Below are 12,469 nucleotides of genomic sequence, written 5' to 3'. Positions count from 1 at the left end.
ATCAGTCAAATAAACTCGGGTTCCTTTGAAACCTTACTGCTCCTGAATTCGCAGAGGTAATACGAGATAAAACACCCATTTTTTCTAATTTTTTCATCGTAAACACTAATACTGAAGAAGATAATTTAATATATTTTTCATCCAGTTTTTCTCGTAAATCTTTGAATGTAAATTCTTGCCCTATTGCATAACTTTCTTTTATAACACTTTCAATCATTTCTGTTATAGCATTGTTATTTTGATACATGTTAGAAGCTTCTATAAAAACATTCTCCTGTTTTTGTTTCTCTCGTTCTTCAAGCGCTTTTAATATCGCTTCCTTATCAATTTCTTCACCTTCTGAACCTCGAATCATTTCTTTAATTTCTTCCTGAAATTTTATGCTCTCTTCTATCCTTCCAAGTAGTTGCTCCTTTAAAGAATTGATTTCAAACACTTGTTCCTTAGTACTTTCTATTAATAATTGTGACTGCGACAATGCTTTGTTGATTTTTTCTACAGATTCTTTTAAGTCCAGGACATTATTTTTTTGTCCACCTATATCAATTAGGGTTATAACAATCGCAAGTACGGCTAAAATAATTGACACGAGGGTCGCCCCGAAATTTAAGCTCTCTCCAGCTCGCGTAGAACCACCGAAGAAAAAAGAACAGACTGATATCAATATGATTACCAAAATAATACACAAATAAATAAAATCTCTTCGTGGCATCGTAAGTTGTTTACAATCATCTAGTTTATTAGACATAGTTCATCCTCCCTAGCCATCATAATTCGACAATAAGAAGTATTATCCTGCAACTGTAGCGTTATGAATTACTTTCTTCACGATCACCTACTACCAGGCAACGCTGAATACAGTGCCATACTCTACTGTTTATCTGCTATGATATAAAAGTTAAATCCAACATAAGGGTGATCACCTTGACCGAAGCCAACAAAGAATACAACGGTTATGACACAACCATCGTTTACGACTACAAAGAGTACCCTGATACTGTCAGTGGGCGCTGTGATAATTGTGGTAACGCCCATTTCAAAAGTTCTGTTAAGGATACGATTTTCACTAGAGAATGCAGAGAGTGCGGCATGAAGAAAAGTATTTAACCCTACGAGATGCGGGGTTTTGTTTGCAAAAGAAAAAGCACCCAAGCGGCGCTTTAATGGTTTACATATATTTACTGATTGATCCTTACGCTTTGTGGAACAATATTATTGCACTACGAAAATAAGGAGGTACTACTCATGAGTTGTAACCGTCCTCTTCTTGAAGTCAGGGCTGGCGATGAATTAGATGCTAGGTATCCGTATCGATATGATAATGGAGGATGTAATGGTGGAGGGTATCGAGTCCCTTTAGGTCCAGACACGTCTGTGTGTCATATAGAAACGGAACCCTGTATGTCGTTGCCTGATCCTAACTCAGATATCGCAAGTGCATCAGGAAGGGTTGGGACATGTCCTGTCATACGATGTAATCATGGTCCAGGACGACGTTAGATTATTTGTGACCCTTACCTTTACTCACGTAGGGTAATTAGCCTTACGTGAGTTTTATCTAAATAACAAAATATAAAATTCGTCATTTCACACTATCGTGTATATCGCCCAAAACTATACCACTCCCAAAGTTATCAATTAAAGAAAGGCCGCTCCCTTGGAACAGCCCTTCTCTTATCTCCTGATACTCTTATTATCTAATTACGGATTCAAGATTTTCTGTACGATCAGCGCCAGATCACCATCTTCTACTTTATCGTTTTTATCGACGTCGGATTTCGGGTTTGTCCACTGCGCTTTGTCTTTGGAGTGGTGAAATCCGGCAATAGCTACGTCACCCAGGCTGTACTTGCCGTCTCCGTTTACGTCAGCATCAAATCCACCTGTTACTGTAATCTCCTCACCATCAACTGTTGCTTCTACCTCGGTACCTTTCGAGTCTGCTACTAGACCGGTAGCAATGTCAATCTTGCCTTTTCCTGGTGTATTCTTCGCTTTGAACGTCAGCTTCAGTAGTTGTGCTTCTCCGTTCACTCCGTACTTTTCACCATTACTTGCTACGATAAATCGCAAGTCTCCCGGTGCTTCTTGTTTTTCATAGTAAATATGTAAGCCAGTGCTTGCTGGTTCTGCCTTTACGAATTCGAACAGATTTGTATCGTACTTAACTTTTACATCTTCAGCGTACAGGTCTTTAGCATTTTTAACGATAGCGTATGTGGTAAACGTTGTTCCACCAGCTACAGTTGTTTGTGGGGCTTGGATATCCATAGCAATATCTTTTTGCAAAACTGTTGGATCATATTTTGACAGCTCACTGTTTTGGTCAATATCGATAGCGGAAATTGTCATAATACCTGTAGAACCCCTAGTAATTTCTACCGTATGTACCCCTTTAGACAATCCTGTTTTTTCATAAGCAAGAGCATCTACTACCATACTACCACCAGTTAGGTTATTTGCGTATTCTACAGGAGTTCCTCCATCGATAGAAATCTTATGTTTAGCTCTGTTAGACCAACTATATGCAAGTATTCTGATTTTATCACCACTGAAATTAAATCTTACTGTATGATCCCCTGAAGTAGGAGTTATCATATCAATACTATCATTTCTAAACCAACCACTTCCTCCATATTTAATATTAGGATCATTATCTTGAAACCTTTTCCATCCACTTTCTGGGTTTAACAACTGTTGACCAATCGTCGCAGCACTTACGCTAGATACAAATGCGGTCATCACTAGCATTAAAGAAGTTAAAAACAGCAAAACCTTTACCCTTTTCATATGCATCCCCCAATAAAAATAGATTCTTACTCCCAATATATAGAATAACATTATTTTTATATATTTGGTAATACTTTATATTTTTAGAGATGAATATCTTCCAAAAACAAAAGATCGCTCCCCTCGGAACGGCCCCTTCGCTTATCTTTCCTGCATCCAGCATACCACGCTGCGCTTTTGACTCGCAAAAAACGTACAAAGTGCAAAGTAGATGCTGACATGTAAAGCAATGTCCAGAATGTAAAGCAAAAAGCCTGTCTACGCTGACAGGCCTTCCCTCATTTCCTCTTCATACATAATCCAAGCCAGATTTCGCACCATTGACCGACGAATCGTATCAACTGTTGTCCGACTCACATCAAGCTGCTGAGCAATCTCATACATCTTCATACCGTCTAGTATTCCCTCGGCTACTGTACGCTCACGCTCGTCACGTAACGCCGCCACAGCCTCTTCCAGCTTCTTTACCTTGCGCTCATATCGTTTCATACGCTCCCAGTTCCGTAGGAGCTTTTGCGCCTCTCTATACGTTACATCCGAGTTTACACCTTGCGCCTTTGGTAGCGACGACTCAATTCCATACTGAGCTGTACCAGCTCCAAGCATGCCCTCCCAAACTTCACGGGACTTCTCTTTGTTCCTATCCTCATAAGCTTGAATCGCATCGATTTTCTCAGCCATCCAACGATAGTCGCGTAAGTCTTGCTCTACCCGTTGCACAGCCTCAATTGCTGGCTCTAGATCCAAGAACGCTACCTGCCCGTCATGATCCTTCAACTGCGCCGCCTGGTGCTCCTCCCACTGTGGGCATCCCTGCACCTTACCGATATGCATGTCATGAATGCGGCACATGCTTGACTTACCCCACTGTGAACCTGGACACTTCGCGCAAACTTTCTCCAAGAAATACTGATTATTCATGACTACTCCCCCTGCTCATGGTAAAATATTCTTGTGAGTCAAGAACAGGGAATCCCCTCAACAGTTGGCAGACTGGCGAGGGGCATTTTTATATGAAAAGGAGTTCTTTTAGATGGAGATAGATAAACTTTATAAAATAGTAAAAATCACATCCTTGATTATCATCGCTATTAGCATTGGGAATATATCGTTTCAATTTGGTGATTTAATTCAAGCATTACGCAACATAGCCACGATGCTAAGCAACCGTTAGTTACCTTCCAGCAGCTCCTGGTTATCGTAGATGTTGCCGATGACCACGAAGTCACGGTAGTCACACAGACCGTCTAATATATTTCCTACATGGAATGTGTATTTTTCAAAAGTGACGACTCTTACGTACACTTTGTCTCCTGATCCGGGCCAACGAACAATATCCCCCTCATAAATCTTCCGACCATTCCGATCACGTAGACCTGTGTATTGTCCAACTGTTTCCGGAATAACAGGCTCGCAATCTATTTCTTTATTTGAATTTTCAAATAAGATGTTTGGGCTTGGTACAGAACAATAATCTCCGTAAAACCAACCTTCTTTTTCTTCATCAATGCTCTTTCCACGAAACTTAACCTCTCGCATTCTATCTCTCCTTTCAGTCTCTCACATAACCGAATATCATCTGCCTTGGAATCGGCTCATTCCGATGTGTAAGATTGACTCCTAACATAGTGAATGTCGCTGTATCAGAACAGCCTTTCACCATGTACGTAATTTCTGTACTCCAAACGAAGTGCTTCTCACATTTCGTGATTTTAAATCCCTGATCGATGTGCTTACCGAACCTGTCACCTGTTCTACTCCGACCAATGATTGACTCCCTGATCGCTTGCAGAACAGAATCTGCCTGTTCATCTGGCTTGTCTACTTTTGGAGCCTCGAAGTCAAGAGTACACTGGTTGCCGATCAGCTGTTTACGTCGTTCCTTTTTCAGTCTCTGTACAGGTAACTGAGGTGGTGATATATCTGGAATAGCCGGGAATAGATCAAGCTGTTCTACCTCATCCATTCCCCTCACCACTTCCTTTTTGTTCAAGTTGCTTGGCTCGCTCCTTCTCGAATAGTTTGATTGCCTCGAACCACGAGACAGGATATTTGAAATATAGATGAACGGCTTTCCCCCACGTTCTAACCATATGGTTGTACTTGCCTTCATGTGATGCGCTACGACTACGACACTCCACAGGTGATTTCAACTCCCAGAAAGGAATTGGACCGTACACATGGGCTTTGCAACCGTGGGCTGAAGGTTTAGTTACCTGAGTTACTTCAACGAAATCGAAAATGCTGATCTGATCCATTCTGTTCCTGTCTCCTTTCCCTACAAAATCACCGCATTGTGAGCCACCTGCCAGCACACTCAGCACCAGCAGGCAACCGATTCTGTTAAAACTACCCTTGAAGACAATCCTCACATTTGCGAGGATATCCTGGCTCTTCCCAGTCCTCCATATAAGAGCCGCACACTTCACACAAAATACCTTTCAAGATCATGTCTGAAATTTCACCCATGTTTATTCACTCCCTCTGGTTCGCAGGCAACCGTCTATGCAATCACTTTCCACCCACGCTTTTTCCAGCGCTTCAATTCACTCCACCGGATACGCTCGTACCGATAGATCACCTGAACCGTGCCGAACCCTTGCTCTTTGCGACTGAGCAGGTAGTAGCGAGCTTTTCTCACGCCGTATCGCCACCACGCATCTCACGGGCAATGCGCTGCTTGTACTCTCTCCACTGGCGTTGCATCTTCCCGAGAGGTAGATTCATCTCTGTCGCAATCTTTGTCCAGCTACCACGTTTTTTCTTCTTGTCCAACAGGTTCGGGAAATCGAACTCAATATCCGGGAACACAGGAGCTTTCCCACCGAGAATGTACTCTTCGATCTCTTCATCAGACGGTACCTGTTCAGTAGTCCCTGAATCTTCTACTTGTTCTTCTCCGACAGCATCGGTCTTGTCCTCATCTTGTCCGGCTGTGTCTGGTTCCTCATCACTTTCAGGCTCTTGCACTTCCCCCTCAGACTCCGGTTGCTCCTGACCCTGCTTCCACTCCCACCACTTGGCTGCCAGTGGTGCGACACGCTTTCGATACTCGTCCACCAGCTCCACGATCTTACCGGACGACATTTCCAACTCTGATGCCAGCTTCATGTATGTCTCACCCTCCAGACGGCGCTTGACGATATTAGCGAAGTCATACGGTAACTCATCATAGCTTGGTGCCATACCGCTGAGAATGAACTCGTCAATGACCTCACGCTCGGCCTGCTCCTGTTCTTCTTTCGTTGGGATCTTGGCAGCCGGCAGACCAAGATTCGCTTCCAGTTGCTCTCCTTCCGGCTTCACCTCAGACACAATGCCTTTGTCATCGACCTTGTACTCCTTGATTGGCTTGTTGGTTTGTGCATTGATCGTGATATTGTAGTTGACCACCAGTGAATCAAGTGTGATGGACGCCTTGCCACCAGCAAGAATGTCGTCCAGTGAGTCCAACTTACCCCGCAGTTGCTCTCTTTGTACGATCAGGACGATTTCTTTCTCTCCAGTTGGCTTTGTGACCATTTTCTTTACTTCGCCGTCAAATTCCATGTATGGCATGATTGTTTCCCCCTTGTTTTAGATAACCGATAACTGCTGTGTCTGTTCTTCCAGCACCTGCACCTTCACCTCAATACGCGGCTTCTGGCTGTAGAACTTCCCGGCTGTTATGCTTACGACCTGGCTGTCATCCTTCCAGATCACTTTGTTCAGCGCATCCTTGATGCCCTTTACATAGTTGTCCACGTCCGGCTTGCTTGTTGGCCTAATCTCTCCGGCTTCTGCCTGCGTTTTTTTCTTGTTGCTGTAGCTTTTCGGGATGGACCGATACACATTCACTGTGAGCACCAATGGTCCTTCTAAAAGCGCTGCTGGCGCGTGATCGGCTGCTGCCAGCTTGACGTACTCTTTGTAGCCCCGGGACTTGCTCGGGTCATACATGCGGGCTTTTCCGGCGATCATGGTCGCTCTCGGTCTGCCTTGTGCGACCGGCTCCCCATATATCGTAAATTGAATCATGCCTTCTTCCTCCGTCTTGGTATGCTAATAGGCTTCTTGTATCTCCCGATATCCAACGGCAGCGCCTGGTACTTTGCCAACTCCTCAGGCGAGAGACAGTATGTAGCGACTTCCCCTGGTGTATTTGTCTCAAGCTTTTCCCTCGGAATCAGCGTCCTGCCACGGCCCCGTTCGTAAAAACTCCTCATGCCCCATTCATCTCCCGAAAGCGTTGCGCCGCTTGTTCGCGCCGATAGCTTTGCGCCTCGTTCTTCACGATGATGCTTGTCCCAATAATCCGGTCATGAATACGCTGTGCCTTGATCTCGTCTTCTTTAGCAGGATTTGATGGCATAAACCGAACTAGTAGATCAGCTGGAGAAAAATTCGTCGTGTACAGCACCGGCTTTTTCTTCCGATACCGGCCATCGATCACCCGGAACATCACGTCTAGTACCCAGTCATTAATGCGCTCCGCTCCTATGTCATCTAGCACCAACAGATCGCAATCCCGAAGCGCAGCCATGACTTCGCTCTCCGTCTCCTTCTCTCGCTTGTTAAAGGTATTTCGAATGCGTTCCAGCAGTTCAGCCATCGTCTGAAAGACAACTGTTTTTCCGTCAGCTTTTACTTCGTGTGCTACAGCTGCGGCCAGATGTGATTTTCCGTTACCAGGTATCCCCCATAGAAGCAACCCAAGCTCCTCCGTTGTCTCGAATTCTCGTACATAGTCAATCGCCATCCGATAGGCTTTCTCGTTACCTTGACGCTGTGCAAACGCTGAGAACCTGCATTCTTCAAACCGTTTTCCAAGCTCAGAAATATCGAATTTGCGCTCAATTACCTTTTTCGCAATCAGCTCCTCTGCTTGTTTCTGCTGATAGACAAATCGATCAATCTCGCATTGGCAACGACTCTGTACAATACGCGGTTTGCCAAACAGCTCAATGCTTGTCTTCGGAACATGCCGACCACATATCGGACAATGGTGCTCTCCTTTTGCATCCTCAGTGAGAGAGGGCATTAAGCTCGTCACGGAGCGCTGGATCAAGTTCTCTGCTGCCTGCATGTAATACATCCTCCTTCGTTTTTTCGATTTTGAGATCATCTTGGTTCTGACGGTTCAGCATCAACATGAGCTTTCGGTACGCTTCGTCATTGCTGGTATTCCGCAAAATCCCTAGCGTGTATTTCTCTCGCTTGTCATCATGCTTTTCAGCATGATTCCAAACCGCATAATTGATTTGGTTTGAGGTGTACTTTTTCATCTTCACGAAAACTTGAAGTAAGACGCTACTGGCGACCTTGCAAGTATTTCTCGTGAGACGAATGGTTTCGCAATACTTGATCAACAGCTTTTTACTTACACCTGAAGGCAGTACGTCGATGTTCTCATCGACAAAAGAAATCGTATCGGCTTCCGAAGCCAGTTGCTTTTTCTCAGGAGCGAGTGACGTATTAGGTTTATTGTTCTTATTGCTGTTACTATTGCTGTTTATAATGCTGTTAATAAATAAAGGTTTTCCCTTTTCTTCGCTTGCTTGTGCCATCGCTTGCACCATTTCTTCATCTGCTTGCGCCACTTCACTTTTGTTAGCGAGTGAATCCCAAGCAGGACAAGGGTTTTCGTTATTACTGGCTTGCGCCATTTCTTCGTTCGCTTGTTCCTCTGCTTGCGCCATTTTTCCGTTTGCTTGCGCCGTTTTTTTGTATTTTGATAGGTTTTGATAATCGAAATAATGAACAAGCTCTATCCTTACACCACGCTTCCCTTTCAACGTTTCCGTCTGAATCACACCACTTTTTTGAAGGCGAGAAAGTGAATTGTCGATCTCCTTCCGTGACCATCCTGTTTCTCGTCCCAGTTCCGAAACATTGATTCGTGCTACTCCTGTGTTCCAATCTGCCTTTTCAAGCAAATGATAAAAAAGGAGTTTGTCCCGCAAATTCCTAATAGAGAGCCGGGGCAGGACTACAAACCCCGATGTCTCCATGCCTTTCTGTTCTTCCATGCCCCGACATCCCCTTTGCTAGATTGATAGAATTGGGCTCGTACTGCGCCCTGTATTACGCTCCTTTTCGACTCTGACGCTTTGTATTTGGCATCCGATCCACGTAGCCTAACGGGTCATTCTGCTCGTCAAAAGGGCAAGTCATCATCCGATATATCAATAGGTGGACTGATCATTGCGTGTATATCCTCTTGCGGTGTTTCTTTAAGTAGCTTGATCACATCGCTTGCCTCTTTTGACGTCAGCTCAGTTGTACTCTGCTTCTTGGTTAGATACTCAACTAGACGTTTGATCCCGTCATTGTCCAGCCCTTTATCCTTCGCCGTAGCAAAGATGGCTTTACGTTGGTTATCTGTGGCTGGCTTACCTTGGGAGCTGTTTGTATTTCCGTTCATTTCTTTAATCTTTTCTGTTAAAAATTGATCAATTTCCTCAATCGATTTCCCGTCTTTGATACAATTTGCAAACCAAGATTCCAACGCATCTGGATTTCCACCACCTGTTTCCCACTTAGCTCGAATGGCCGGAGTCGGTTTTAGTACTGACTCTTGCGGCGTTTCTTTAGTTGTCTCCCCATCCGGTAAGTCCTCGCCAGCGTAGATGTATAATCCTAGCCCGTGAAGCGCGATGGCTTTAACCAGGCACCGCTGAATACTGGTATTGATTTGAAACGTGTTTGGCTTCGCTATAGGCTTATTCGAGTTATCCAGAACCGGGTGGATCTGTGAAAGTGTGATCCCGTGACACGTTACAGCCACTTCTACAAAGTAACCGCAGTCAGTACTCATGAACGGCACCCCGTTGAACCGAATCACTTCCCAGGTGGCTGTCGGATCGTGCTTCCGTAGTACATCCACTGCCCACGCCCATGATAAGTACGTAAACTTTCCTTTTTTCTCTGTATGGGCGCTCACATCGATTTTGGCTAACTCAGCAAAGTAATTGGTGGCTACCTGCTCCACTGTACTTCCTCCTTACACATCGTTTCTGCATCCCGAACACACCACACCGTCTTGCTGCTTCGTAGCCCCGTCATGAACCGGGAGAGTCCGTTCCCCCGGCTCAATCGGAGCTGTGCATATCGCGCACTGTTCCATGTAGGCTACCTCAGCGAGAATTCATCTGGCCGTTCGTTTAGCTCCACATGCGGAACCACTTGGCCACATTCGTCTACATAGACTAGCTTCCCGTCCACTTCCGTTTGCGTGAGCACCTTTTTGAAATCGCCCCACTTCACGGTAGGCTTGCGCTCGATAAATTCCGGGTGATTCGCTTCCAACCATGTCAGGAGCTGCTCATCGTCGCGCTTCACTTCTGGCTGCTTCTTCTTGAATGAAGGCTTGCTGAATGGAAGCTTGAGCGACTTCGTGATTTTCTTCTTACCAGCTTCGATCTGCTCCTGAATAGTTTGCTGAAGATACAGCATCAGCTTACCTGCGAAGAAGGAAATGGTATCGAGGTATGGCTTTTTCGCCTCCTCTTTCCACTGGTTCACGATATCGATCTTGCGCTGTAATGACTCAATCCGTTCCTCAGCCAGTACATCGATCTCATCGACTTTGAGCTGCGCTTCGTTAATGCGCTCATCTGCCCACATCGCGCCTTTCAGGTCCGTTACCTGCCACCCTTCCTGTACTTCCATCGCTTCTGCTAGCATGTCGTCTAATCGTTCAACTGGTACTGCCATCCTAATTCCTCCTATGCGATTTCCTCGCCGTATTGTTCTTGCTCAAACTCACGGATAATAGCATTCATGTCGATGCCAACGATGTCAGCCATGTCTTTCATGCCAGCTAGGAAGCCCTTGTCATACAGGCTGCTAGACAGGTTTGCCAACAGCATTTTAGTTGCCGTGCGCTGTTCTTCCGTCATCCGACTTCCTCCTATTTGATTTTCAATGAACACCGTGATAAGATTTCAGTAACTATTTTTGAAACTATGAGTGACCGGTTGCCGCCGGTCGCTTTTTTATTGCCTACGAATCTCACCAGTTGCATAGTCGATTCCGATAAGCATCTGTTCTGTCTTGATAACATTAGCTTCGACTTCAATGAAATCAGCATTACAATGTGGGCACTTAGTCAGATCATTGTCATCAAACTCATAGAACTTGTTCTCGCACACACTACACTGTACTGTGCATACCTCAACCGCTGTTGTGCTATTCTTCACCCTGTTCACCTCCCCTCACAGCACATCTCGCATATAATCCCGCGTACCGCCTGGAATCTCGAAATACTTCCCACCACAACTTACAACCTGCTTATTAAGATCAAACGTCATAGCTGCAACTTCCAACGTGTCTCGAATCACTGGCTGTGCCCAGATCCGGTCGTACAGCTCATCCACCCGATCAACACCAACTTCATCAGCGAGGATTCGCTTGAACACTTCTTCATTAATCAGCAGGCCGCGATCTTGGCGTTGCATCAGGAAGTCAGCTACCTTCTCGGTTACGGCATCAATGTCGATAGTTTGGTACATTACATGTTCACCTCACTTGTCTTTGTTAGTGCCAGCGCCCCTGCCCCTACGCTGACGTTACAGCCCTTTAGCTGCGCCTATGTAATTCTGGTTGTTGTAGCACTCGGAAGTGCTGACAGAGCCATGAGCACCTGGGGTGGTAGGCAACCCGCAACTCTGTCAGCAGGCCCGAAGGCTTGCTGTTTATACGAACGTGTGTTATGCTTTTTCTGAAAAGAATTTCTTCTTTAAGCTGTTTGAGTGTCCCCACACTCGGCAGCTTTTTTATTTGCTATCATCCCGCCGATCAGCAAGCGATCTGGCACCAATTTTGTCATGGCGCATGCTTTACGCATTTCGCGAGCTGTCATGAGTCGGCTGACATATACAATCTGGCTCATCGCATTACCCTCCCTTTCAAGATCACAGTACGTTCTTCCGTCCACTCTTCGAACGTTTCTAAATCTGCCATCAAACACCCGTATTCAGTCCAGCACTGTTGCGCATGCTCTCTGTGACGTTGTGCCGCTGCCAGTCCGTATGCTGTTTCCATCACAGCGTGATCATCTGCTGTCTCTGCACGCTCTTTGAGCTTGTCCATGCGTTGTTGTAGTTGTTTGGTCATACACTTACTCCCTTCCTCGCATATCCGCGATCAATCATCTTTTGGTTATGTTGGCTTACCAACTGCGACACATCCGTCATCTCACCTAGCCGAATCTTCAATATTTCAATGTTGTGCTCCACATCCATAAACTGGTCTGTGTGAAGCATCAATTCATCCCATTCTGCCGGTGTGAAATCTTCTGGACCGCGCTTGTTAATCACGATGTCCTCCCCTGCTTCAATAGCAGCTAATGCTTCTTTCAATTCCTGTCGCAACTTCATCCAAATGTCCGACAGATTCATGCTGATGTTATCTAGGTGTATGTATCCGTATCGAGCACCGATCGGGCAGTATTCCCGGCAGTAGCGCTGAGTGATATCCGGCCTGCCGTATTCTCGGCTCATTCCGATTACTACATCAGGCCCTGGAACCGTCTTGCCATCCTCATAGTTGGAAAGGGATTTTGTTGCCACTTTTATACGAAAAGCTGCCTCTTCTCTACTTAAACCAGCGCATTTTCGTGCATCTCGGAACATGGCTCGCTCTCCCTCCCTGTGAGAAAATGGATGTGAGGTACATGGTCCTGATGATACGACTTGCG

At 45.4% G+C, this 12,469-nt stretch carries 19 protein-coding genes and 1 pseudogene; 1 reads left to right on the top strand and 19 read right to left on the bottom strand.

Annotation, left to right across the window (positions count from 1 at the left end; translation table 11 throughout):
- Window position 1: 1 nt before the first annotated feature.
- Window positions 2-748 carry a hypothetical protein gene (locus CB4_RS08875; RefSeq protein ID WP_096465097.1) on the bottom strand — a complete coding sequence of 249 codons (747 nt, stop codon included), beginning with the start codon at window positions 746-748 and terminating at the stop codon, window positions 2-4.
- A 176-nt stretch (window positions 749-924) separates the two neighbouring features.
- Here CB4_RS08875 and CB4_RS08870 point away from each other — a divergent pair, with 176 nt between their 5' ends.
- Complete coding sequence (locus CB4_RS08870; RefSeq protein ID WP_096465095.1) at window positions 925-1,107, top strand: DUF8096 family protein; 183 nt, start codon at window positions 925-927, stop codon at window positions 1,105-1,107.
- A gap of 594 nt (window positions 1,108-1,701) precedes the next feature.
- Here CB4_RS08870 and CB4_RS08865 read toward each other — a convergent pair.
- The 18 genes and pseudogenes from CB4_RS08865 to CB4_RS08785 form a co-directional block, all read right to left on the bottom strand.
- Window positions 1,702-2,790, bottom strand: coding sequence for a cohesin domain-containing protein (locus tag CB4_RS08865; protein ID WP_146226555.1), 1,089 nt, complete (start codon window positions 2,788-2,790; stop codon window positions 1,702-1,704).
- A 258-nt stretch (window positions 2,791-3,048) separates the two neighbouring features.
- Window positions 3,049-3,711, bottom strand: a complete 663-nt coding sequence (locus tag CB4_RS08855; protein ID WP_096465089.1) for a LuxR C-terminal-related transcriptional regulator — start codon at window positions 3,709-3,711, stop codon at window positions 3,049-3,051.
- Between the two features lie 249 nt (window positions 3,712-3,960).
- Window positions 3,961-4,329, bottom strand: a complete 369-nt coding sequence (locus CB4_RS08850) for a YopX family protein (protein ID WP_096465087.1) — start codon at window positions 4,327-4,329, stop codon at window positions 3,961-3,963.
- A gap of 13 nt (window positions 4,330-4,342) precedes the next feature.
- Complete coding sequence (locus tag CB4_RS08845) at window positions 4,343-4,756, bottom strand: hypothetical protein (RefSeq protein WP_096465085.1); 414 nt, start codon at window positions 4,754-4,756, stop codon at window positions 4,343-4,345.
- Entirely contained in the window at window positions 4,749-5,048 is a 300-nt protein-coding gene (locus CB4_RS08840) for a hypothetical protein (protein ID WP_096465083.1), read from the bottom strand. Before CB4_RS08840 ends, CB4_RS08845 begins: the two co-directional genes overlap by 8 nt.
- Before the next feature lie 245 nt (window positions 5,049-5,293).
- Window positions 5,294-5,431 (bottom strand): hypothetical protein, encoded by a 138-nt coding sequence (locus tag CB4_RS21245; protein WP_172890836.1) that lies wholly within the window; start codon window positions 5,429-5,431, stop codon window positions 5,294-5,296.
- Window positions 5,428-6,348 carry a 2-methylcitrate dehydratase gene (locus CB4_RS21320; protein WP_181419256.1) on the bottom strand — a complete coding sequence of 307 codons (921 nt, stop codon included), beginning with the start codon at window positions 6,346-6,348 and terminating at the stop codon, window positions 5,428-5,430. Before CB4_RS21320 ends, CB4_RS21245 begins: the two co-directional genes overlap by 4 nt.
- An 18-nt stretch (window positions 6,349-6,366) precedes the next feature.
- Window positions 6,367-6,807: a RusA family crossover junction endodeoxyribonuclease gene (locus CB4_RS08830; protein WP_096465081.1), complete on the bottom strand. Its 441-nt coding sequence runs from the start codon at window positions 6,805-6,807 to the stop codon at window positions 6,367-6,369.
- A gap of 184 nt (window positions 6,808-6,991) precedes the next feature.
- Window positions 6,992-7,855, bottom strand: a complete 864-nt coding sequence (locus CB4_RS08820) for an ATP-binding protein (RefSeq protein WP_157737891.1) — start codon at window positions 7,853-7,855, stop codon at window positions 6,992-6,994.
- On the bottom strand, window positions 7,794-8,798 hold the full coding sequence (locus CB4_RS08815) for a hypothetical protein (RefSeq protein WP_096465075.1): 1,005 nt from the start codon (window positions 8,796-8,798) through the stop codon (window positions 7,794-7,796). Before CB4_RS08815 ends, CB4_RS08820 begins: the two co-directional genes overlap by 62 nt.
- Window positions 8,799-9,343: 545 nt before the next feature.
- Window positions 9,344-9,760, bottom strand: a pseudogene (locus tag CB4_RS21500) (Sak single strand annealing protein); the annotation flags it as partial.
- Between the two features lie 140 nt (window positions 9,761-9,900).
- Window positions 9,901-10,485 carry a host-nuclease inhibitor Gam family protein gene (locus tag CB4_RS08805; protein WP_096465071.1) on the bottom strand — a complete coding sequence of 195 codons (585 nt, stop codon included), beginning with the start codon at window positions 10,483-10,485 and terminating at the stop codon, window positions 9,901-9,903.
- A gap of 11 nt (window positions 10,486-10,496) precedes the next feature.
- The gene (locus CB4_RS20910; protein WP_157737889.1) at window positions 10,497-10,670 is read right to left on the bottom strand and encodes a hypothetical protein; all 174 of its coding nucleotides are present in this window, start codon (window positions 10,668-10,670) and stop codon (window positions 10,497-10,499) included.
- 96 nt (window positions 10,671-10,766) lie between these two features.
- On the bottom strand, window positions 10,767-10,970 hold the full coding sequence (locus CB4_RS08800; RefSeq protein ID WP_096465069.1) for a hypothetical protein: 204 nt from the start codon (window positions 10,968-10,970) through the stop codon (window positions 10,767-10,769).
- A gap of 15 nt (window positions 10,971-10,985) precedes the next feature.
- Window positions 10,986-11,282: a hypothetical protein gene (locus CB4_RS08795; RefSeq protein ID WP_096465067.1), complete on the bottom strand. Its 297-nt coding sequence runs from the start codon at window positions 11,280-11,282 to the stop codon at window positions 10,986-10,988.
- Between the two features lie 227 nt (window positions 11,283-11,509).
- Window positions 11,510-11,662 (bottom strand): hypothetical protein, encoded by a 153-nt coding sequence (locus CB4_RS20905; protein WP_157737887.1) that lies wholly within the window; start codon window positions 11,660-11,662, stop codon window positions 11,510-11,512.
- Window positions 11,659-11,886: a hypothetical protein gene (locus CB4_RS08790; RefSeq protein ID WP_096465065.1), complete on the bottom strand. Its 228-nt coding sequence runs from the start codon at window positions 11,884-11,886 to the stop codon at window positions 11,659-11,661. Before CB4_RS08790 ends, CB4_RS20905 begins: the two co-directional genes overlap by 4 nt.
- Complete coding sequence (locus CB4_RS08785) at window positions 11,883-12,404, bottom strand: helix-turn-helix domain-containing protein (RefSeq protein ID WP_096465063.1); 522 nt, start codon at window positions 12,402-12,404, stop codon at window positions 11,883-11,885. Before CB4_RS08785 ends, CB4_RS08790 begins: the two co-directional genes overlap by 4 nt.
- Window positions 12,405-12,469 lie beyond the last annotated feature (65 nt).

The organism is Aneurinibacillus soli (genome assembly GCF_002355375.1).
GTDB lineage: Bacteria > Bacillota > Bacilli > Aneurinibacillales > Aneurinibacillaceae > Aneurinibacillus > Aneurinibacillus soli.
This window is presented reverse-complemented; position numbering and strand designations above follow the sequence as displayed.

What these genes read in the sequence shown, in the direction of transcription:
- CB4_RS08845 (WP_096465085.1), bottom strand. Translation starts at nt 4,756, where the DNA reads ATGGATGAGGTAGAACAGCTTGATCTATTCCCGGCTATTCCAGATATA.
- CB4_RS20905 (WP_157737887.1), bottom strand. Translation starts at nt 11,662, where the DNA reads ATGAGCCAGATTGTATATGTCAGCCGACTCATGACAGCTCGCGAAATG.
- CB4_RS08830 (WP_096465081.1), bottom strand. Translation starts at nt 6,807, where the DNA reads ATGATTCAATTTACGATATATGGGGAGCCGGTCGCACAAGGCAGACCG.
- CB4_RS08785 (WP_096465063.1), bottom strand. Translation starts at nt 12,404, where the DNA reads ATGTTCCGAGATGCACGAAAATGCGCTGGTTTAAGTAGAGAAGAGGCA.
- CB4_RS20910 (WP_157737889.1), bottom strand. Translation starts at nt 10,670, where the DNA reads ATGACGGAAGAACAGCGCACGGCAACTAAAATGCTGTTGGCAAACCTG.
- CB4_RS08805 (WP_096465071.1), bottom strand. Translation starts at nt 10,485, where the DNA reads ATGGCAGTACCAGTTGAACGATTAGACGACATGCTAGCAGAAGCGATG.
- CB4_RS08855 (WP_096465089.1), bottom strand. Translation starts at nt 3,711, where the DNA reads ATGAATAATCAGTATTTCTTGGAGAAAGTTTGCGCGAAGTGTCCAGGT.
- CB4_RS08840 (WP_096465083.1), bottom strand. Translation starts at nt 5,048, where the DNA reads ATGGATCAGATCAGCATTTTCGATTTCGTTGAAGTAACTCAGGTAACT.
- CB4_RS08815 (WP_096465075.1), bottom strand. Translation starts at nt 8,798, where the DNA reads ATGGAAGAACAGAAAGGCATGGAGACATCGGGGTTTGTAGTCCTGCCC.
- CB4_RS08865 (WP_146226555.1), bottom strand. Translation starts at nt 2,790, where the DNA reads ATGAAAAGGGTAAAGGTTTTGCTGTTTTTAACTTCTTTAATGCTAGTG.
- CB4_RS21320 (WP_181419256.1), bottom strand. Translation starts at nt 6,348, where the DNA reads ATGCCATACATGGAATTTGACGGCGAAGTAAAGAAAATGGTCACAAAG.
- CB4_RS08790 (WP_096465065.1), bottom strand. Translation starts at nt 11,886, where the DNA reads ATGACCAAACAACTACAACAACGCATGGACAAGCTCAAAGAGCGTGCA.
- CB4_RS08850 (WP_096465087.1), bottom strand. Translation starts at nt 4,329, where the DNA reads ATGCGAGAGGTTAAGTTTCGTGGAAAGAGCATTGATGAAGAAAAAGAA.
- CB4_RS08875 (WP_096465097.1), bottom strand. Translation starts at nt 748, where the DNA reads ATGTCTAATAAACTAGATGATTGTAAACAACTTACGATGCCACGAAGA.
- CB4_RS08820 (WP_157737891.1), bottom strand. Translation starts at nt 7,855, where the DNA reads ATGCAGGCAGCAGAGAACTTGATCCAGCGCTCCGTGACGAGCTTAATG.
- CB4_RS08795 (WP_096465067.1), bottom strand. Translation starts at nt 11,282, where the DNA reads ATGTACCAAACTATCGACATTGATGCCGTAACCGAGAAGGTAGCTGAC.